This window comes from Compostibacter hankyongensis, from assembly GCF_039541075.1.
Lineage (GTDB): Bacteria > Bacteroidota > Bacteroidia > Chitinophagales > Chitinophagaceae > Compostibacter > Compostibacter hankyongensis.
Window position 1 is genome coordinate 155,147 of record NZ_BAABFN010000001.1, and the last position, 19,154, is coordinate 174,300.

The window sequence follows — 19,154 nt, forward strand, 5'->3', positions numbered from 1 at the left end:
AATAAATCAATTTTCGCAATCGAAATATATACGGTAGTTTTGTAACCCTATATCCCGCACGCTTATGCAGACAGACCCTTCCAATACACTTTTTCAGCAGGCTGTGGCCTTCGTTACCCAGACAGGGGAACATCTGTTTCTGACGGGAAAAGCCGGAACGGGAAAAACCACTTTTTTGAAATACATCCGGGAAAATTGCTTTAAAAAGCTGGCCGTGGTGGCGCCTACCGGCGTAGCGGCCATCAACGCGGGCGGAGTAACGATCCATTCTTTTTTTCAGCTGCCTTTCGGCCTCTATCTTCCCGACTATCCCGGCGCCTGGGGGAATACCGACAACAAGGTTTACAATAAAAATCAGCTGCTCTCCCAACTGCGGCTGAGCGCGGCAAAGCGCGAGCTGATCCGCGAGCTGGACCTGCTCATCATCGACGAAATCTCGATGGTGCGGGCCGATGTGCTGGATGCCATGGATGCAGTGCTGCGCGCCATACGCCGCCGCCCGGAAACGCCCTTCGGCGGGATACAGCTGTTGTATATCGGGGATCTTTTCCAGCTGCCGCCGGTGGTAAAAGATACGGAGCGGAGCCTGATGCGGAATACCTACCTGAGTCCTTTCTTTTTTGACGCCGAGGTAATCCGGGAGGCGCCGCCCGTCTGCCTGGAGCTGCAGCATATCTACCGTCAGCAGGACCCCCTTTTTATCCGGTGTCTGAACAATGTACGGAACAATTGCTGCACGCAGGATGACCTGGACCTGCTCGATGAGCATTATCGCCCGGACTTCAGTCCACGCGAAGACGACGGCTTCATCACGTTGGCCTCGCATAATTATATTGCCGACGCCATCAACCGGGAGCAGCTGGCCCGGCTTCCCGGCAAAGTCTACCGGCCGGAAGCCGTCATCGAAGGCGATTTTCCGGAACAGGCTTATCCGACAGAACGCGAGCTCCGGTTAAAGACCGGGGCGCAGGTCATGTTCATCAAAAACGATAAGGGAGAGAAGCGGCGCTTTTTTAACGGGAAGATCGGCGTGCTGCGGAAAATAGACGAAAAAGGAAAAAAGCTGCATATCGCTTTCCCGGGAGAACCTGACCTGCTGGAGCTTTCCCCGGAAACCTGGAAAAATATCCGCTATGGGTACGACGCCGAAGACGACCGCATCGAAGAGCAGGAGATCGGCGCCTTTACCCAATACCCGATTCGACTGGCCTGGGCCATTACCATTCATAAAAGCCAGGGCCTGACGTTCGACAAGGCCATCATAGATGCGGGCGCCGCCTTTGCCCCGGGCCAGGTGTATGTGGCCCTGAGCCGGTTGAGAGGCCTTGACGGATTGGTGCTCCGTACACGTATCCGTCCCGGAAGCATACTAACGGAGACGCGCATACGTCTTTTTTCAGAGGCGGCGCTTGGGGAAGAAAAAATACAGCGGCATCTCGAGGCGGCGCAGCGGGCATTTGTCAGACAATCCCTGCTGCAGGCTTTTGACTGGGAGAAGCTTGCCGAAAAGACACGCGCTTTTCCGGCGGCCAACCGCCGCGGAAAAAGCAGCGGCCCGGAAGATGCCGTATGGTACGCCGGCATCAACAGGGCGGCAAGCGAGCAGCTGCAAGTTGCGGAAAAATTCCGCGGACAGCTGGAAGGTCTTCTTGAACAAGCGGAACCGGATGATTACGAGCAGCTGCACACCCGTACAGAAAAGGCAGCGCGCTGGTTTGCGGAGCAGCTGGAGGAGAAACTGACCGGGCCGACACGCGCTTATATAAATCTTATAAAAACAAAAGCCCGGGCCAAAAAACGGCTGACGCTCTTACAGGATCTGCTGCTCGTCTTCGAACGGAAAAAACAACAGGTGCTGCAGGCCATCGCCGTTACGGAAGGCCTGCGCCGGTCTTTTCAGCTGCCGCAGCTGATGGAGCAGGTGGCCGGCCTGCAACGTCCGCAGGTGGAAGTCCCCGCGGCCGAAGAAAAAGAATCAAAGCCGGAAAAAGGCGCCACCCGCCGCATTTCCCTAAAAATGTTCCGCGAAGGAAAAAGCGTGGCAGATATAGCGACCGAACGGGGGCTGACGCCCGGCACCATCGAGGGCCACCTGGCCACCTTCGTCGAAACCGGGGAGATAGACATTTACCAGCTGGTCACGCCGGCCAAGCTCGCTACCATACTTAATGCGCTCAATGAAGATCCCCGTGGCGGGGCCGCCGGTATCCGCAAAAAGCTGGGTAATCTTTTTTCCTTCGGGGAAATAAAGGCCGCCATGCTGTTCAGACAGTGGGAGAAACAGCAAAAAGCAGAGAGACGTTAAAGCGCTCAGTATGCCGCCTGGTCCATGGCACCCTTGGTTTTCCACATCCGTGGAAAAACTCTTCTGAAAAAACAAGAAACGCATTTTAAAGCCCCTCCAGCGCCAAAACCCGCTTGAGAAGATATGAGGTCAGCCAAGGGCCGTTCTGCGAAATTTGGCCCCTTTCTGTGCTTTGGATTTTTCAATCACAACATATTATAAATCAATGTGTTGCGCGTTTCTGGGTTTTGAGATGCCCTCCCGCTCATCTTTTCATATGGACCATGAGGATCTGCACATCGCTGGGGTTGACCCCGCTGATCCGGCTGGCCTGTCCCAGGGTCCGGGGGCGGATACGTGAAAATTTCTGGCGTGCTTCTATGGAGAGGGAGCTGATCTTATCGTAATTGAAATTTCCCGGGATCAGCAGGTCTTCCAGGCTGCTCATGCGCTTTACGAGCTCTTCTTCTTTTTCGATATATACTTCGTACTTCAGCTGGATTTCAGCCTGCTCCAGGATTTCCGCATCGTATTTATCCAGCCGATCTTTTAATTTTCCCGTCACCGCAGCCAGCCCTTTCAATCCGATATTGGGACGCAGCAGCAGCTGGGCGGCTTTTTGTTTCTGCAGGAGGGGAGCGGAGCCATTTTCTTCGAGAAAAACATTTACCTCCCCGGGCTCCAGCGCGATCTCCTGAAGGTGTTTCCGCACTTCGGCCACACCCTGCCGTTTGACCTGCACCCGCTGCATCCTTTCCTCGCCGGCCAGCCCCAGCCGGTAGCTGCGTTCGGTCAGCCGCAGGTCGGCATTGTCCTGACGCAGGAGGGTGCGGTATTCGGCCCGGGAGGTAAACATACGGTAGGGTTCGTCGGTCCCCTTGTTAATCAGGTCGTCGATGAGCACGCCGATATAGGCTTCGCTGCGTTTCAGTACAAAGGGTTCCTGTTCCCTGGTCTTCAGATGCGCATTGATGCCGGCAACAAGCCCCTGGCAGGCGGCTTCCTCATAACCGGTGGTGCCGTTGATCTGTCCGGCAAAAAAGAGATGGCTGAGCGGCTTGGTTTCGAGGGAAAACGACAGCTGGGTGGGGGGGAAGTAGTCGTATTCTATGGCATAGCCGGGCCGGAAAAGACGAACCTGTTCAAAGCCGGGCACCAGCCGTAGGGCTTTGTACTGGACTTCTTCGGGCAGGGAGGTCGAAAAGCCATTGACATATATTTCCACCGTATTCCAACCTTCCGGCTCTACAAAGAGCTGATGGCGGTCCCGCTCGGCAAACCGGTTGATCTTGTCTTCTATGCTGGGGCAATACCGCGGCCCTGTTCCCTGGATCCTTCCCTGGAACATGGGCGAACGGTCGAATCCGGTACGCAATATTTCGTGTACGTCCGGTCCGGTATAGGTGATCCAGCAACAACGCTGCTGTTCGGGGGCCGGCTTGGGGGTAGGAAGAAATGAAAAGCCGGTAATTTCGTTATCGCCTTCCTGGATTTCCATCCTGGAATAATCGAGGCTGCGGCCGTCTACCCGGGGCGGTGTCCCGGTTTTCAGCCGGTTGCTTTCAAAACCCAGCTCAATCAGCTGCTCGGTAATGCCGGTCGCGGCTTTTTCACCCACCCGTCCTCCGCCAAACCGCTTTTCCCCGACATGGATGACCCCGTTGAGGAAGGTACCGTTGGTGAGGATTACGGCCCGGGCCGTTATTTGATGTCCCATGCCGGTCTTAACGCCGGTTACCTGCCCATCTTTGACCAACAATCCCGACACCATGTCCTGGTAAAAATCCAGATTCGGGGTTTTTTCCAACATTTCGCGCCAGGTGGAGGAGAAAAGCATCCGGTCGTTTTGCGCCCGGGGGCTCCACATGGCAGGTCCTTTTGAGCGGTTCAGCAGGCGAAACTGGATCATGGAGCGATCGGTCACGATTCCCGAATATCCACCCAGGGCATCGATCTCCCGCACGATCTGTCCTTTTGCGATCCCGCCCATAGCGGGATTACAGCTCATCTGGGCAATGGTTTGCAGGTTCATGGTGATCAGGAGCACGCGCGAACCCATATTGGCAGCGGCGGCGGCAGCCTCACAGCCGGCATGACCGGCCCCGACAACGATCACATCATAAGTGGGGAACATCTTGAAAATATTGAAATATGCGCAAAGTTACGGATTAACGGGAAGTGTGGATGATTTTAGATAATTCTGAGAAGCATCCTGCGTGGAGAAACGAAAAGGTTTGTTCCACGTGAAACAGGGTGAAAGGTGAAAGGCAATTCAGAAAGGCCTTGACCTCCAAAACGGTTCCACGTGGAACATCAGGGTTTGCAGCCAAAATCCATGACCACCACGGCGCCATTGCCCGAAAAACGTCCTACAGCAATGCCGATACGGGTGTACTGAGGGTTAAGAAGATTCTTCCGGTGTCCCACGCTGCGTACTCCCTGATCGATCAGCAGGTCCATCACCACCTGAAGGGCCGTGCGGTTCTGACCCGTATACAGATTTTCTCCTCCGCAGCCGATACCCGCGTTCCGCAACCGCTGCTCAAAGCTTAATCCCGGCGCATCATGGTCCAGCCTTTTGCCCCGGAACTTTTTCAGGTACCGTGCCTGGTATCCGGCTGTACCGGTCAACGCCTTCTCGGTGGTAAAAGGGGAGAGATTCCCGGCATTCTGCATATCCCGCCTCAGCGATTGGGTATAAAAAGCCGTGAAGCGATCTCCATGCTCCTTGATGTAGGATTTGAGGTATTTCTTATAAAATGCCGAAGGGGCTTTTCGCATCTCGTTGATATAATCCAGTATCTGAGCGGAGAGCGGGTCCTGGGCATCCGCGACAGGAAGAAAAACCGCTTCGTGAAGCGGGCCGCCCCGGTGCAGCCCCCAGAAATTCCAATGATTTCCCGGATGATCATCGCTCCGGATACTTCCATCCGCCCCGGAGCTGCGAAACACTACAGGCGCAGCCGGCACATTGCCTCCGGCCGGAAGGACCGGCGCGGCCGAAGAGCGGCCGTACAAACAAAAACAACCCAGGGTCAGCAGCATCAGCATCTTCCGCAGGGCACAAAATAAAGGTTGAATATTTCGCATCATTTAAAGTATAAGGTCAGGTATTCTTCTTCTTTTTTTCGCATCTGCTGCCGGTCGTCTTTCGTTTTGTCCTTATACCCGCAGAGGTGCAGTAATCCGTGAAAAATTACCCGGTGCAGTTCCTGGTCAAAACCCGCACCAAATTTTTCTGCATTTTCCCGGACCCGCGGTAAGCTGATATAGATTTCGCCCTGCAGCGCGCCCGGAGCTTCGGAAAGATCGAAAGTAATGATGTCGGTATAGGTATCGTGATGCAGAAACTGGCGGTTGATCTCCAGCAGGTACTCGTCCGTACAAAAAATATAATGCAGCCGCGCCACCGGCCGCCCTTCCTGCCGGCCCAGCTGCTCCAGGAAGGCTTTCAGCCGCCTGCGGTCGCGCAGCGGCAGGGAAACATCTTCCTGAAAAAAACGAACGGCCATTGACGGTTTTGGCATAAAGATACGATAAGCCGCAATAATCCTTGCCGGTTGCCCGGTAGCGCGTATCTTTGCCTATCACTCGCGCTTACAATACATAAACATGGTCAGATTATCCGCCTTGCCCGCCGGGAAAAAAGCCGTGATCCGGGAATTTGAAAAGGACGATATCCATATCAAGCTGATGGAAATGGGCTGCGTTCCGGGTGAAACGGTGCTGGTGGAGAAAAAAGCGCCGCTCGGCGACCCTATCGCCATCGCCATCGCCGGCTACCACCTGAGCCTCCGGAAAAAAGAAGCGGATCATATATGGGTGGAAGAGCTGACGACAGCCGTATCCGTATGAAACCGGGCACGATAATACTGATCACATATGGAGATGTGGGTACGCGAGGTTCCACCTGCCCGCCGCACAGCCATGGACGGCGGTCCGACCGCTGAAATCACAGCATTCATCGAGACCTTTCTAAAGGTCATTATGAACCGAGAAAAAACGAATATAACGGATGAAGGTTGGTCTTTACTTCGGCTCTTTTAACCCGGTACATACCGGACACCTCATCATCGCCAACTTTGTGGCATACAACACCGATGTAGACAGCGTCTGGTTCGTGATCAGCCCCCAAAATCCGCTCAAGCCGTCGGCCTCCCTGCTCAATGAATACGACCGGCTTCACCTCGTATCCCTCGCCATAGAAAACGAGCCCCGCCTGCGTGCCAGCAATGTGGAATTCTCCCTGCCCCGCCCGTCTTATACCATCGATACGCTTACCTATCTCCGGGAAAAATATCCCGACTACGAGTTTGTGGTCATCCTTGGCAGCGACAGCCTGGAAAACCTGCCCCGCTGGAAGAATCATGAGCTGATCCTCAGGGATTATGCCCTGTATGTATATACCCGTCCGGGCCATCCGTCGCCTTCTCATCTGGGGGATTCGGTAACCGTGTTATCGGCCCCGCTGCTGGATCTCTCCGCCAGCGCCATCCGCCGGATGATCCGGGAAGAAAAATCGGTCAGATATATGGTGCCGGATAACGTTTACGAATATATTAAAACTAACCATTACTACCGCTAAGACCCGTATCCTTATTCCGTTTCAGGCTTATCCGTTACAATCTGTACGCTCCTCTTTCGGATCGTAAACTCATCCCCGTATATCTTCAGCAGCAGAATAAAAAGCGAGATCAGCAGGGGTCCGAAAATGATCCCGATGAACCCGAACAGGTTAATGCCGATCAATACCCCGAAAACGGTGATGAGGGGATGCACATCGGCCATTTTTTTCTGCCACATAAAACGAAACACATTATCCATATTCCCGATGATGAGCACCCCGTAAAGGGCCAGCCCTATGCCCTGCCAGGTCTTTCCGTCGGCGATCAGGAAAATGCTCAGGGGCAGCCACACGATACCGGTACCGACCACCGGCAGGATAGACATGAATCCGGTAATAACCCCCCAGAACCAGAGGTCCTTTATACCGAATATCCAATATCCCAGGATGCCGCACCCGGCCTGTACAATGCCGAGCAAGGGGATCCCCACTGCATTGGAAAATACCATACTGTTGACTTCCCGCCCCAGCTTCAGCACATTTTTTTCCTTGAGCGGGGTATACTCATACAGCGAATTTTCCATCTCCTCAAACTGGGTAAGCATAAAATACAGGAAAAAATACATGACGGCAATGGTAGTCAGCACATTAAAAGTAGAACCCAGAAAGCGCGGTAAAAAATTGGCCAGCGCATCCTGGGCCTTCTGGATGTTGACATCCGAAAGCACGTCCAGACTGGTGCTCAGCCTGATCTTCTCGGCCATCTGCTGCACCGACTCCAGGATATTCCCGGAATTTTTCATCACCAGACCGATCTTTCCGTAGGTCATGTTGACAAACAATCCTATGGGCACCAGAAAAACAATAAAGGAAACGATCATCAGCAACACCGCCGTAGGCGTTTTCCGCCATTTCCTCCGCTTTACCAGGAAGATAAGGGCCGGCCGCATCACCACATACAGGGTAAGCGCACCGAGGAACCCCGGCAGAAAATCAAAGAACTTCCAGAATAAAACCGCGCCCACAGATAGGATCAGCAGGATAAATCCTGTTTGCTTCAGCCGGTCAGTGTTGAGATAGCTCATAAAATGGGGTTGATATATTCCAAAATTAAATAAATTCGCCAAGTGATTGCTGACTTGTTTCTGCTTTGCCGAACCTTCCGGCAGGTATGTTGTTGAGGATAAGGGTAAGTCAGCATCTGGAATGGTATTTGCACCGGGTAATGACTGTAAATAAACGTTTTAACGCTAAAAAAATACCGGACATGAGCAATGCATTTAAAGTTTTCGCTGGTTTTATAGCCGGAGCTGCCGTAGGCGTAGCCGCAGGATATCTCCTGAACTCCGATAAAAAGGAAGAATGGATAGAAAGCCTGAAGGATTATGCCGACGAATGGAAAGAGAAGGCCGACGAATGGAAGGAAAAGGCAAAAGAAAAAGCAAAAGACTGGAACGACAAGGCAAAGCGGAAAAAAGCGCACGTTAATGATGCGATCGAAGATGCGATTGCAGGATAAGCCGGCGGCATGGAAGATAATTTTAAAGATTATTTCGCAGCCACGAGGCAGCTGCTTCAGCGTTATGTCGAAGCGCGCTGGCGGTTGACCAAGCTCAGCCTGGCAGGCAAGATATCAAGGGCGATGGGGTTATTTTTCTCCATCACCCTTATGTTGCTGCTTTCCTTTTTTGTGGTGCTGTTCCTCGGTTTTGTGCTGGCTTACTGGATTTCCGGAATGGTGGAAAGCGTAACGCTCGGCTTCACCATCACCGCTGCCGTATTCATTGTGCTGCTGCTGATCGTGCTGTTCTTCCGGAAACCCCTGATACAACGTCCCCTGGCTAAAATATTGATACGGGAGCTTGCGGAGGAAGTAGAGGACGACGATGAGGATGACGACGGCGAAGGACATCTTGGCATATAAAGACTACAATCTGTTCCGATGGGGATCAAGAAAGACAGTTACCGGATCATGGACATGCATACCCTCGAGCTCGAAAAACGACGGGTGCGCAATCTTTGCCGTGGGATGGAACGCGAAATGGAACAGCGTGTCGATTATCTGAAAGACAACTACCGCTCCCTGGCCATTCACAGCATATTTCCCTCCGCCGGAAAAGGAGAAACGGCTTTTAAATGGGCGCTCAAAGCAGGAAAAATCATCGGAGGCCTGCAACGCCGGCGCAGCAGGCTTTTAAAAACAGGCGTGGTGTCCCTGCTTGAAGTGGCCGCTGTAAAAACCGGCCTCAACCTCGTCCGCCGCATGATCCGGAAAAAGAGAAACGCCCGGAAATAATTCTATCCCCATATCTTCGTTCCCTCGCTGCAATTGGCACAGATATCTATGTTTTTCCGGCTGTGCAGTATATCCTTACGGAAACGCCTGTACGTTTCATTTCTCCAAATATCCCGGAATGTGCTTGTCTTCAGATCTCCCATACGGTGCTGTGCATCTTTGTCGAAGCAGCAGGGTACCACCAAACCGTCCCAGGTGATGACAGGATCATGCCACAGCCGCCAGCAATGGTTGGAAAGCGTATTTTTTATAGCAAAGGTACCGTCCGGATTGGCCCGGTAGCGGGAGTATTTCTCCAGGGTGGGGATAAGCGGATTCCCTTTTTCATAATCGTAGACCTGGGCGGTTTTAAAACGCACCTGGTCCACGCCGATCTCCCGGGCCATGCGTTTGATATCGGCGATCTGATGCTCGTTATGCCGCACGACGAGAAACTGGAAGAAGACAAAAGGCCGGGACGACTTCAGGGCTTTTTTCCATTTCACAATATTCCGCGCGCCCGCCAGCACCTTCTCAAGCTGGCCGCCCACCCGGTACTGTTCATAAGTATCCTGGGTGGTGCCGTCCACAGAAATGATCAGCCGGTCCAGCCCGCTTTCCACCGTCTTCCGGGCATTTTCATCGGTGAGATAATGCGCATTGGTGGATGTCGCCGTATAAATCCCCTTCTGCGAAGCATATTTTACCATATCCAGGAAATCCGGGTTGAGGTAAGGTTCTCCCTGGAAATAAAAGATCAGGTAAAGAAGCTCGGGAGCCATCTCATCCATCGTCTTGCGAAAGAACGGCTCGTTGAGCATTCCGCGGGGTCGGGTAAACGCCCTGAGACCGCTGGGACATTCCGGGCAGCGCAGGTTACAGGATGTGGTCGGCTCAAAGGATACCGATACCGGATACCCCCATTGCACGGCTTTACCCGTCCATTTGCTGATATAATAGCTGCTCAGCACCCTGGCTGCATTCCAGGCACGGCGCGGGGTGAGCTTCGAAAGAAAATTCAGGCTGTCCTGCAGATCAAAATCCGGCATGTCTTACCCTCCTTTTACAAAGATAGGTCAATTAATCTTGCCGGTCTGGAGGCTTAACGGCGAAAAGACGGCTTCTTGTCCCGGAAACGGTAATCCACCATCCCGTTAAATCCGGGTTTTCCCAGCATCCGTGATCCCGGACTCCTCCGCAACATAGCCGGACGGGCGGCCTGACGACCGAAGGCCTGCTTCCTGGCCCCGCTGTCGAAAGTATCCTGGTCGATAAAGCCCTTGCCGGAAATAAAGCTGAAGATGGACTCCAGCCGCGGATCTTCCGTATCGCCCCAGTTATATCCCACGTAATCCACCAGTTTATTATCCGGTGTCATCCCCGAATAATAACCGCCTTTTTCCTGCGCATTGACCGTTTCGAAATTAATATCGTACAGATCGGCCACTTCCGAAGGCTCGGTATCCCCTTCCTTGACGAACCAGATGGGCGTGGTAAAAAATCCGACCGGCTTGCCAAAGGTCTGGTCTCCTACCAGATACACATCCATATAGGGTTTCAGGTTGTTGATCGTCAGCTCGCTGGCCGAGGCGGTATTGCTGCTCACAATAAAAAATACGCGATCCAGGTTCAGGTTGCCGGAGGCAAGACTGAATTTTACCGGGTCAATATATTCTTTTTTGTATTCAGCATCACTGTTGAAAGCCGCGGTCAGCTCCTTGTTGTATTTATAGCTGTACATATTCTCGCCGTTCACCGCCGAAGGCGCGATCAGGTTGTCCAGGTATTCGGCCGAAGGAACGGCTCCGCCGCCGTTGTATCGCAGGTCTACGATAAGATCCCGCACCCCGTCAGACTTGAACTTCGCAAAGGCATTGCTGATCTCTTCTTTGGCTACAGCAGCATTCCCTTCGCTGCCCAGCACATTGATAAACGAGTTATACACAAAATAACCCACCTTTTTACCGGCTACGGTATACACGGTGTCTTCCAGCACGGGATTGATATGATAGCTGGCGCGGGACAGCTTGACATTCTTCGATGTTCCGGACGAAGGCACAAAGGTGAAAGTAGCGGAAGCGTCGGAGAAAAGAGCGCTGTTGACCGCATCATAGCCGGCGTCGCTCGAAAGATCAATATCTGCACCGTTGATGGCGGTAACCTCCCAGCCCCGCTGCACACCCGCTTTACCGGCCGGAGAGCCGGCATATACATACAGCACCACCAGCACGGTCTGGTTGTCCGGCGTCTGGGCGCCGGCCACCATAAAGCCCATATCGCCGCCCTGTCCACCGTCGAGCTCATCGCTCACACTGCCTACCCGGTCCAGGAAGCTGTAGCGGTCCACTTTTTCACCGTTTACCTCGGGATAGCTTGCGATATCATCCAGCAGGTCTTCCGCGGAGTCGTAGCGGCTGTCCTTAGGATCCACAGCGGGCACCTGGTCGTTCCAGTAATAAAAAGGAACATTCTCAGAATCCGAGAGCATATCCCACCAGACATAAAATTTGAGGGAATCCTCATCCTGGGCGGTCAGTTCGCCGTTGCCCCGGTCTACCGGGTCCGGTTTTACATGATCATCTTTCTTACAGGCGGTCCACGCAGTCAGCAGGACGAGCGAAAGGTAAAGCAGGCGCTTCATGGGAAAATGTTTTGTTTTTAATCACAGTCCGTACCGCGCTGAAATTTCCAGCATCCGGTCGATCGGCCGCTTTGCCGCCAGCCTCAGCTGCTCATCCATGATGATCTCCGGTGTTTCGTATTCCATACACAGGTATAGCTTTTCGAGTGTGTTCAGCTTCATGTGCGGACAATCGTTGCAGGCGCAGCTGTTGTCCGGCGGCGCCGGGATAAAGGTTTTCTCCGGACAGTTTTTTTGCATCTGGTGCAGGATGCCGGTTTCCGTCACCACGATATAAGCCGGCGCATCGTCTTTCATGGCAAATTTCAGCAGGCCCGTGGTGGAACCCACATAATCCGCAACCCGCAGCACCGCTTCCTCGCACTCCGGATGGGCGATCACCTTGGCTTCCGGATGCCTTACCTTCAGCCGGGTGAGCTTCTCCAGCGAAAAGATCTCGTGCACCATACAGGAGCCGTTCCACAGCACCATATCCCGGCCCGTCTTCTTCCGGAGATAGGCCCCCAGGTTCTTGTCCGGCGCAAAGATGATCTTTTGCTCCGGAGGGAGACTTTCAATGATCTTCTCCGCATTCGAGGAAGTGCAGATAATATCGCTCAGCGCCTTGATCTCCGCCGTACAATTGATATACGATATTACGATATGATCCGGATATTGCGCTTTAAATTTTTTAAAGGCATCGGCCGGAGCGCTGTCCGCCAGCGAACATCCGGCCCGCAGGTCCGGCAACAGCACTTTCTTCTCCGGACAGAGTATCTTCGCCGTTTCCGCCATAAAGTGAACGCCCGCAAACACTATGATATCCGCATCCGTCCCCGCCGCCTGCTGGGAAAGGCCCAGGCTGTCTCCCAGATAATCCGCCACATCCTGTATATCCGCATCCTGGTAATAATGCGCCAGCACAATGGCGTTCTTTTCCCGTTTCAGCCGCTCGATCTCCGCAAACAGGTCCATCAGCGGATCCACTTCCAGGTCCAAATATCCGTTTTTTTCGAGTGCCTTTTTCGCAACGGCCACCCTTGTATCCATAATAGCTTTTTTAATAATTAATTAATATAAACCCCATTACTATTACCCCGGTGAATTTGTGGAAAGTAATCCGGTTTTACACTTGCAAAATTAATCTTTATTGGTTCATCCACACTTATTCACATGCTATTAACGTCCGGAAAGTCCGCCGGTTTGCTTTTATCCGGATTTTTGCACCCCTGTAGATAAAAGGAGCTGTTAAAAACTAAAAAAGTGCACACCGGTGTACGAAGCATGGTTTTTAGTGGAAAACGTCCCGCTTTTTAACGGGCCTGCCGGAGTAGAAACCGGGTTTCACACTTCTGCACCGCTATCCACCCGGCTGCCCACAGGATTGTTGAAAGAAATCCACACTTCCCGTGGAAAAAAGCCGGGGCGTAATGCAGCAGGGACGCGGGTTTTAATATTACGATTTTTGACATTGTGTATATTTTTCCGGATAGTGATGAATTTATTCTATTTTTGCTATCCTTTAAAAAAAGCAGTATAATATATAGGTATGTCAGTCATTCAGAAGATAAGGGATAAGTACGCAACGGTGATGATCGTGGTAGTCGTCATTGCCCTGCTGGCGTTTTTGCTGATGGATGCTTTTGTGGGTCCGAAATCCCTTTTTCACCGCAGTACGGATGTGGGGGAAGTGGACGGGCAGAGCCTGGATTACCGGGATTTTGTCCAGCAGCTTCAGGTGACGGAGAATATGTACCGTAACAATATGCCTGAGGGTACCTCCATCGACGACGCTACCCGGCAGCGGCTGCGGGATCAGGTGTGGCAAAAATTTCTCACCGATGTGCTCTTTGGCAAGGAATACGAGCAGCTGGGCATCGGCTTTACCGACGCCGAAATGCGGGATATTACGGTTACGTCCAATGCGGATCCTCAGATCCAGGCCATCCCCGCCTTTCATAATCAGCAGACCGGGCAGTTCGACCCGAATATGGTGATCGAGTTTCTGCGTCAGCTTTCCGCTGGCGGGGCAGCCAACGAGCAGGTGGCCCAGCAGCGCGCCCAGTGGATGCAGCTGGAAGACTATCTCCGGAACGCGAGCCTGCAGCGAAAACTATTCACCCTGGTTCGCCAGGCGGTATATGTGCCCAAATGGCTGGAAAAAGAGCAGCAGGAGGAGCAAAGCGCCCAGGCGTCTATCTCCTATGTAAATGTACCCTATACGACCATTAGCGACAGCGCGGTAAAGGTCACCGATGCAGAGCTGCAGAGCTATCTGAACGCACACCAGGCTTTGTACCACCGCGAAGCCTCACGGCGCATAGAATATGTATCCTTTGACGCCGTACCTACGGCTGCCGATACGGCTGCCGTGATGACGCAGCTCGCGGCGGTAAAACCGGAGTTCGATACGGTAAGCGCTGAAAATATGGGCGCCTTTATTGCGCGCAGCTCGGAGATGAAGTTTTACGACGGGTATGTCCCCGAAAGCATGATGCAGATACCCGAAAAGGATTCCATCACCACATTGCCCGTAGGCGGGATCTACGGTCCGTTCCACGACAACGGCATGGTGAGCTATGTGCGGATGGTCGATAAAAAAATGATGCCCGACTCGGTGAAGGTGCGGCATATCCTGATCAGCACCCAGCAAACGCCCGATTCCATTGCCCGGCAGCGGATAGACAGCATCGAGCAGGCGGTGAAAGGCGGCGCCGATTTCGGCCAGCTGGTCCTGGAATATTCCGACGACCCCGGCAGCAAGCAGAATGGCGGGGAGTACGACCTGACGCCCATGACCAATTTTATTCCCGAGTTCAAGGATTTTGCCTTTGAACATAAACCCGGGGAGCTGGGCGTGGTCAAGTCCCAGCAGTACGGGTATTTCCTGATCCAGGTGCTGAGCCGCGGAACGGAAGAGCCGGCCTATAAGGTAGCTTTTCTGGCCAAGCGGCTGGACCCCAGCGAGGGTACCGAGAACGTGGTATACGGACAGGCCAGCGAATTTGCCGGAAAGTATGCCACGCGGGCGCAGTTTGACAAAGCCGTACGCGAAGAAGGGCTTAACAAGAAGGCGGCGGATAACATTCACACCACCGATTATGTGATCCCCGGCATCGGGCAGGCCCGCGAGCTGATCCAGTGGGCCTTTAATGAAAAGACGGAGCTGGGCGACCGCTCTTCGGTTTTTTCGCTCGGCGAGCACTATGTGATTGCCGTGCTGACCGGCATACAGGAAGAAGGGTTGGCCAACCTCGGAGAAGTGCGTGCGGAGCTGACGGCCGCCGTCCGGAAGGAAAAGAAGGGCAAGCAGATCGCCGGAAAGATCGGGAACGCCTCCACGCTGGACGCCGTATCGAAGAGCACCGGTCAACAGGTACAGCAGGCGCAGAATATCAGCTTTGCCACACCCTTTATTCCAAATGCCGGATTCGAGCCCCGTATCGTGGGCGCAGCCTTCCGGAAGGACCTGGCCGGCGGTAAGGTGTCGCCTGCACTCTCCGGGAACAACGGCGTATTTGTATTAAAGGTAGACTCCCTGCAGCATATAACCCCGGCCGCTGCGACGGCACAGGACCAGCAGCAGGAGGCCATGTTGCAGCAGACCATTTCCGGACAGCTGCTGGAGATGCTCAGGAAGGAGGCAAAGATAAAAGACGAGCGGCTGAAATACTTCTGATCCGTTTCCGCCCCTCGGCAAAACAAGCTATTCCAGATGGCCGTCCCGTCTTACCGTGCGCCGCATAACCGGCAGAAAGCATGGCAGACGGGACGGCCTTTTTTGCGGAAGGGGCTCCGCCCTTCGGCAGATGCGTCCTGCTCAACCAATCGGGACGGATTTTGTTTAAAGTGGAGAAAAGCCGTACAAGCATGGATGATATCGTCAATAAGGTAGCGGCCAGCGGGCTGGTCACCCTGGACCTCGGGGATTATTATCCCAAAGAGGAGCTCAGCGTTTTTGATCTGAAGCCCTACCTCTTCATGGAGCAGATCCTGAAGGAAAAAGATTTCCGGCAGGCCCTGAAGGAGATCGACTGGGAAGCGTACCGGAATAAGATCGTCGGCATCACCTGCTCCGCCGATGCCATCATCCCCATGTGGGCCTATATGCTGGTGGCCACCTATCTGCAGCCGGTGGCTGCTTATGTCGGCGCCGGAACGCCCTCCGCCCTGCTGAAGCAGGTATTCTTTTCGAACCTCTCCTGCATTGACCCCGAAACCTACCGGGATAAAAAAATAGTGATAAAAGGCTGCGGCGATAAAGCCGTTCCCGAAGAGGTCTTTGTGGAAATATCCCGCCTGCTGCTGCCCGTTGCCGCCAGCCTCATGTTCGGCGAACCCTGCAGCACCGTACCCGTATATAAGCGGAAACACCATTGAGCCATTGCCGCGGAGCGCCTGTTGGTCGTAAGCGCTCTTTGGCAAAAAACAAGGAACGCACCTTCACACTATTTAACAGTAAATAAATGTCGTTAACGGCTGGGTAAGGCTTTAAGCGGGACCTTTACGTCCGGAAAATGCGTGTTTACCAACCCTTATCCAGTGCGTCTATTTCTACGTTTAGCCTTTACGGTAATTATTATTCTTTTCTGCATGGCGGATCGGAGCTGTTTTGGGCAGCAGCTCCGGGGCACGCTTTCGGCCTCGCTGGTGGACAGCGCCACCGGGGTTCCGCTCAGCGCAGCCACCGTGCTGCTGGAAACCCTGCAGGATTCCTCGGTAGAGCAAAGCGCGCTGGCCGGCGAAAAAGGCGACTTCCGCCTGACGCATATCCCGGAGGGGCCTTACCGGCTGCTGGTCACCCACCTCGGATACCGGTCTTTCGACACCACCCTTGTCTTTGACAGCCGGCAACCCGAGCATGACCTGGGCCGCCTGTTGCTGGTGGCCGGCGCCGTGCTGCTGGACCCGGTGACCATTGAAGAGCTGCAGCCGCCGGTAAGCATGAACGGCGATACGATGCAGTTCAGCGCCGGCGCCTTCAAGACACATGAAAATGCGGTCGTGGAAGACCTGCTGAAAAAGCTGCCCGGTATGGATGTAGACGACGACGGCAACATCACCGCACAGGGCGAGCAGGTGGTTGAAGTGCTGGTGGACGGCAAGCCGTTCTTCGGGAACGATCCCAAGATCACCACGCAAAACCTGCCGGTGGACATGATCGACCAGGTGCAGGTCTTTGATAAAACCTCCGACCAGGCCGCCTTCACCGGTATCCATGACGGCAATACCCGGAAGACCATCAACCTGATCATAAAAAAAGACCGGCGCCGCGGCACCTTCGGCAGGGCCACGGCCGGCTACGGCAGCGAGGACCGCTACCAGCTGAACGGGATGGTCAACCGTTTTGACAACGACCAGCGCATATCCCTGCTCGGGGGCGCCAATAACATCAACCGGCAGGGATTCAGCCGCCGGGATGGCGGCGGCAACGGAGGAAGCGGCGGCGGCGGCATCACCAACAGCCAGATGGGCGGCCTGAACTACCGCGACAGCTGGGGCCCCAAGCTGGAGGTCAACGGCAGCTATTTTGTCAGCCATACCCGCACCCGTACGGAACAAAAAAGCAGCCGCCAGAACATCCTTCCGGATTCCTCCTTTTTTTCGGACCAGCAAAGCACCTCCACCAACGAAGCCCTGAGCCACCGGTTCAACATGAATTTCGAATATACGATCGACAGCACCAGCGCCCTGATCTTCCGCCCTACGCTCAGCTATACGACCAGCGACAACAGCGCTTCCAACATCCATGCTTCCCGCTCCGACAAACAGGTGCCGATCAACGAAGGCATAAGGAACAACAGCGCGCACAGCACATCCCCCGATTTTGACGGCAGCCTGCTGTACCGGAAAAAGCTGAAAAAGAAGGGCCGTACTTTCTCGATAGGGCTGAGCGGCGGCTATAACGGCAACGACGGCCTGCGGTACAATAAATCGGAGGACCGTTTTCATACCGGCGCCGACTCTTCTGCATTGCTGGACCAGCAGAACGACAACCATGCCGACTCCTACCATTGGGAAGGCCGGCTCTCCTACACCGAGCCGCTCTATACCGATCATTATCTGGAACTGGAATATTCCTATAGCCGGAACAACAGCAACTCCGATCGGCGGACCTATAACTTCAACCCCGGCACCAAGCGATACGACGACTATGACTCGCTCTACAGCAATGCTTTCCGGAACAGCTTCATCCGTAACCGCGGAAGTCTCAACTTTATCGCCAACAAGGAAAAATACGACTATACCGTCGGCCTGAGCCTGCAGGACAACCGCCTCTCCAACGACTGGCTGATGTCTGACAGCACCCTCACCCAGCATACGCTGAATCTTTATCCCCTGTTCAACTTCCACTATAACTTTTCCAGGACCCGCCGGCTGCGGCTGGAATACAGGGGGAACACCCGTCCGCCGAGCATATCGGAGCTCCAGCCGGTGCCGGACAACAGCAACTCGCTTCGTATCCGGTTGGGGAATCCCGACCTCAAAACGGCCTTTACCAATAATGTCCGCCTCAGCTATAACAGCTTCAGCCCGCAAACCTATCGCAACCTGCAGGCTTCGCTGAATTTTACTACCGTCTCCAACCAGATCGTCAGCTCCAGCTATTACGACGAGCAGCGCCGGCAATATATCCAGCCGGTGAACGTCAACGGCACCTACAACCTGAACGGGGATGTCTCTTTTTCACTGCCGTGGGAGAAGATCGGCCTCAAGATCGATCCGGCCACCACCATACGCTATACGCACGACGTGGGTTTTGTGAACCGGGAGAAAAACCTCAGCCGGAACCTTTCGCTGGGTCAGCGGCTGCGGCTCACCTATGACATCGACGAGCTGCTCGACCTTAACGTAAACGGGCGTATTAATTATAACAAAGCGACCTACTCGCTGCTGCCGGACCGCAACCAATCGTTTTTTAACTATGGTCTTTCCTTCGACTTTGAGCTCCGCCTGCCGGCCGGATTCCTCGTCGGCAGCGATGTCCGTTACTCCGCCAATTCCGGTCTCGCCGCCGGATACAACCGCACCACCACCCTCCTCAACGCTTATATCGCCAAGCAGTGCTTTAAAAAGAAGCAGGGCACCTTCCGGCTGCAGGGCTTTGACCTGCTCAATCAGCGGCGGGATATCCGCCGCCGCCTCGGCGCCACTTATATTGAAGATTCGGAAAGCATGGGGCTGGCCCGCTATTTTATGCTCTCCTTTACGTACAACTTCAACCGTTTCGGCGGCCGCCGCGGCATGGGCGGCCGGGGTGGAGGGTTCCGGGGAAACAATGGGTTCCGCCATGAGGGCGGAGGCGGCTTCCGGGGCCGGTAAGGAGGCTGCCCGGTTCTTGCCGGGAATTTCGTACCTTTGCGCGCCCGTAAGGCTGCAGAACGGCCTGCCGGGAAAATCAGGAACATAA

Annotated in this window: 16 protein-coding genes; 9 read left to right on the forward strand and 7 right to left on the reverse strand. The window is 54.1% G+C overall.

The window, feature by feature from the left end; genetic code table 11:
* Positions 1 to 64: 64 nt before the first annotated feature.
* Positions 65 to 2,305, forward strand: a complete 2,241-nt coding sequence (locus ABD851_RS00570; RefSeq protein WP_344973660.1) for a helix-turn-helix domain-containing protein — start codon at positions 65 to 67, stop codon at positions 2,303 to 2,305.
* A gap of 244 nt (positions 2,306 to 2,549) precedes the next feature.
* Here ABD851_RS00570 and mnmG read toward each other — a convergent pair whose 3' ends face one another.
* From mnmG to ybeY, 3 genes are all read right to left on the reverse strand, one after another.
* Positions 2,550 to 4,418, reverse strand: a complete 1,869-nt coding sequence (gene mnmG / locus ABD851_RS00575; protein WP_344973663.1) for a tRNA uridine-5-carboxymethylaminomethyl(34) synthesis enzyme MnmG — start codon at positions 4,416 to 4,418, stop codon at positions 2,550 to 2,552.
* Between the two features lie 179 nt (positions 4,419 to 4,597).
* Positions 4,598 to 5,374, reverse strand: a complete 777-nt coding sequence (locus tag ABD851_RS00580) for a CAP domain-containing protein (protein ID WP_344973667.1) — start codon at positions 5,372 to 5,374, stop codon at positions 4,598 to 4,600.
* Entirely contained in the window at positions 5,374 to 5,811 is a 438-nt protein-coding gene (gene ybeY / locus ABD851_RS00585; protein ID WP_344973671.1) for an rRNA maturation RNase YbeY, read from the reverse strand. Before ybeY ends, ABD851_RS00580 begins: the two co-directional genes overlap by 1 nt.
* A gap of 85 nt (positions 5,812 to 5,896) precedes the next feature.
* On the opposite strand from ybeY, the gene ABD851_RS00590 reads away from it, so the two are divergent.
* A complete protein-coding gene (locus ABD851_RS00590) occupies positions 5,897 to 6,139 on the forward strand; it encodes a FeoA family protein (protein WP_344973673.1) in 243 nt (80 codons plus the stop codon).
* 160 nt (positions 6,140 to 6,299) lie between these two features.
* Complete coding sequence (gene nadD / locus ABD851_RS00595) at positions 6,300 to 6,869, forward strand: nicotinate (nicotinamide) nucleotide adenylyltransferase (RefSeq protein ID WP_344973675.1); 570 nt, start codon at positions 6,300 to 6,302, stop codon at positions 6,867 to 6,869.
* An 11-nt stretch (positions 6,870 to 6,880) separates the two neighbouring features.
* Here nadD and ABD851_RS00600 read toward each other — a convergent pair whose 3' ends face one another.
* A complete protein-coding gene (locus ABD851_RS00600) occupies positions 6,881 to 7,933 on the reverse strand; it encodes an AI-2E family transporter (protein WP_344973678.1) in 1,053 nt (350 codons plus the stop codon).
* Positions 7,934 to 8,115: 182 nt separating this feature from the next.
* Here ABD851_RS00600 and ABD851_RS00605 point away from each other — a divergent pair, with 182 nt between their 5' ends.
* Genes ABD851_RS00605 through ABD851_RS00615 form a run of 3 tightly spaced genes read left to right on the forward strand, consistent with a single transcriptional unit; the run spans position 8,116 to position 9,144 of the window.
* Entirely contained in the window at positions 8,116 to 8,367 is a 252-nt protein-coding gene (locus tag ABD851_RS00605; protein ID WP_344973680.1) for a YtxH domain-containing protein, read from the forward strand.
* A 9-nt stretch (positions 8,368 to 8,376) separates the two neighbouring features.
* Positions 8,377 to 8,772, forward strand: a complete 396-nt coding sequence (locus ABD851_RS00610) for a phage holin family protein (RefSeq protein ID WP_344973683.1) — start codon at positions 8,377 to 8,379, stop codon at positions 8,770 to 8,772.
* Positions 8,773 to 8,790: 18 nt separating this feature from the next.
* Entirely contained in the window at positions 8,791 to 9,144 is a 354-nt protein-coding gene (locus ABD851_RS00615) for a hypothetical protein (protein ID WP_344973686.1), read from the forward strand.
* Between the two features lie 2 nt (positions 9,145 to 9,146).
* Here ABD851_RS00615 and ABD851_RS00620 read toward each other — a convergent pair whose 3' ends face one another.
* Genes ABD851_RS00620 through nadA form a run of 3 tightly spaced genes read right to left on the reverse strand, consistent with a single transcriptional unit; the run spans position 9,147 to position 12,793 of the window.
* On the reverse strand, positions 9,147 to 10,172 hold the full coding sequence (locus ABD851_RS00620) for an SPASM domain-containing protein (RefSeq protein ID WP_344973688.1): 1,026 nt from the start codon (positions 10,170 to 10,172) through the stop codon (positions 9,147 to 9,149).
* A 53-nt stretch (positions 10,173 to 10,225) separates the two neighbouring features.
* Complete coding sequence (locus tag ABD851_RS00625) at positions 10,226 to 11,764, reverse strand: S41 family peptidase (RefSeq protein WP_344973690.1); 1,539 nt, start codon at positions 11,762 to 11,764, stop codon at positions 10,226 to 10,228.
* Between the two features lie 21 nt (positions 11,765 to 11,785).
* On the reverse strand, positions 11,786 to 12,793 hold the full coding sequence (gene nadA, locus ABD851_RS00630; RefSeq protein ID WP_344973693.1) for a quinolinate synthase NadA: 1,008 nt from the start codon (positions 12,791 to 12,793) through the stop codon (positions 11,786 to 11,788).
* Between the two features lie 499 nt (positions 12,794 to 13,292).
* Here nadA and ABD851_RS00635 point away from each other — a divergent pair, with 499 nt between their 5' ends.
* The 3 genes from ABD851_RS00635 to ABD851_RS00645 all read left to right on the forward strand — a co-directional run bounded on the left by ABD851_RS00635 (position 13,293) and on the right by ABD851_RS00645 (position 19,066).
* Positions 13,293 to 15,422, forward strand: a complete 2,130-nt coding sequence (locus ABD851_RS00635; protein ID WP_344973696.1) for a peptidylprolyl isomerase — start codon at positions 13,293 to 13,295, stop codon at positions 15,420 to 15,422.
* Positions 15,423 to 15,502: 80 nt separating this feature from the next.
* A complete protein-coding gene (locus ABD851_RS00640) occupies positions 15,503 to 16,123 on the forward strand; it encodes a DUF2480 family protein (protein ID WP_344973699.1) in 621 nt (206 codons plus the stop codon).
* A gap of 213 nt (positions 16,124 to 16,336) precedes the next feature.
* Complete coding sequence (locus ABD851_RS00645) at positions 16,337 to 19,066, forward strand: outer membrane beta-barrel protein (RefSeq protein ID WP_344973702.1); 2,730 nt, start codon at positions 16,337 to 16,339, stop codon at positions 19,064 to 19,066.
* The last annotated feature ends 88 nt before the right edge of the window (positions 19,067 to 19,154 follow it).

Excerpts from the sequence above, each read along its gene's own strand:
- mnmG (WP_344973663.1), bottom strand. The coding sequence starts at position 4,418 with ATGTTCCCCACTTATGATGTGATCGTTGTCGGGGCCGGTCATGCCGGC.
- ABD851_RS00600 (WP_344973678.1), bottom strand. The coding sequence starts at position 7,933 with ATGAGCTATCTCAACACTGACCGGCTGAAGCAAACAGGATTTATCCTG.
- ABD851_RS00580 (WP_344973667.1), bottom strand. The coding sequence starts at position 5,374 with ATGCGAAATATTCAACCTTTATTTTGTGCCCTGCGGAAGATGCTGATG.
- ABD851_RS00645 (WP_344973702.1), top strand. The coding sequence starts at position 16,337 with ATGGCGGATCGGAGCTGTTTTGGGCAGCAGCTCCGGGGCACGCTTTCG.
- ABD851_RS00605 (WP_344973680.1), top strand. The coding sequence starts at position 8,116 with ATGAGCAATGCATTTAAAGTTTTCGCTGGTTTTATAGCCGGAGCTGCC.
- ABD851_RS00615 (WP_344973686.1), top strand. The coding sequence starts at position 8,791 with ATGGGGATCAAGAAAGACAGTTACCGGATCATGGACATGCATACCCTC.
- ABD851_RS00635 (WP_344973696.1), top strand. The coding sequence starts at position 13,293 with ATGTCAGTCATTCAGAAGATAAGGGATAAGTACGCAACGGTGATGATC.
- ABD851_RS00570 (WP_344973660.1), top strand. The coding sequence starts at position 65 with ATGCAGACAGACCCTTCCAATACACTTTTTCAGCAGGCTGTGGCCTTC.
- nadA (WP_344973693.1), bottom strand. The coding sequence starts at position 12,793 with ATGGATACAAGGGTGGCCGTTGCGAAAAAGGCACTCGAAAAAAACGGA.
- nadD (WP_344973675.1), top strand. The coding sequence starts at position 6,300 with ATGAAGGTTGGTCTTTACTTCGGCTCTTTTAACCCGGTACATACCGGA.
- ABD851_RS00610 (WP_344973683.1), top strand. The coding sequence starts at position 8,377 with ATGGAAGATAATTTTAAAGATTATTTCGCAGCCACGAGGCAGCTGCTT.
- ybeY (WP_344973671.1), bottom strand. The coding sequence starts at position 5,811 with ATGCCAAAACCGTCAATGGCCGTTCGTTTTTTTCAGGAAGATGTTTCC.
- ABD851_RS00625 (WP_344973690.1), bottom strand. The coding sequence starts at position 11,764 with ATGAAGCGCCTGCTTTACCTTTCGCTCGTCCTGCTGACTGCGTGGACC.
- ABD851_RS00640 (WP_344973699.1), top strand. The coding sequence starts at position 15,503 with ATGGCAGACGGGACGGCCTTTTTTGCGGAAGGGGCTCCGCCCTTCGGC.
- ABD851_RS00620 (WP_344973688.1), bottom strand. The coding sequence starts at position 10,172 with ATGCCGGATTTTGATCTGCAGGACAGCCTGAATTTTCTTTCGAAGCTC.
- ABD851_RS00590 (WP_344973673.1), top strand. The coding sequence starts at position 5,897 with ATGGTCAGATTATCCGCCTTGCCCGCCGGGAAAAAAGCCGTGATCCGG.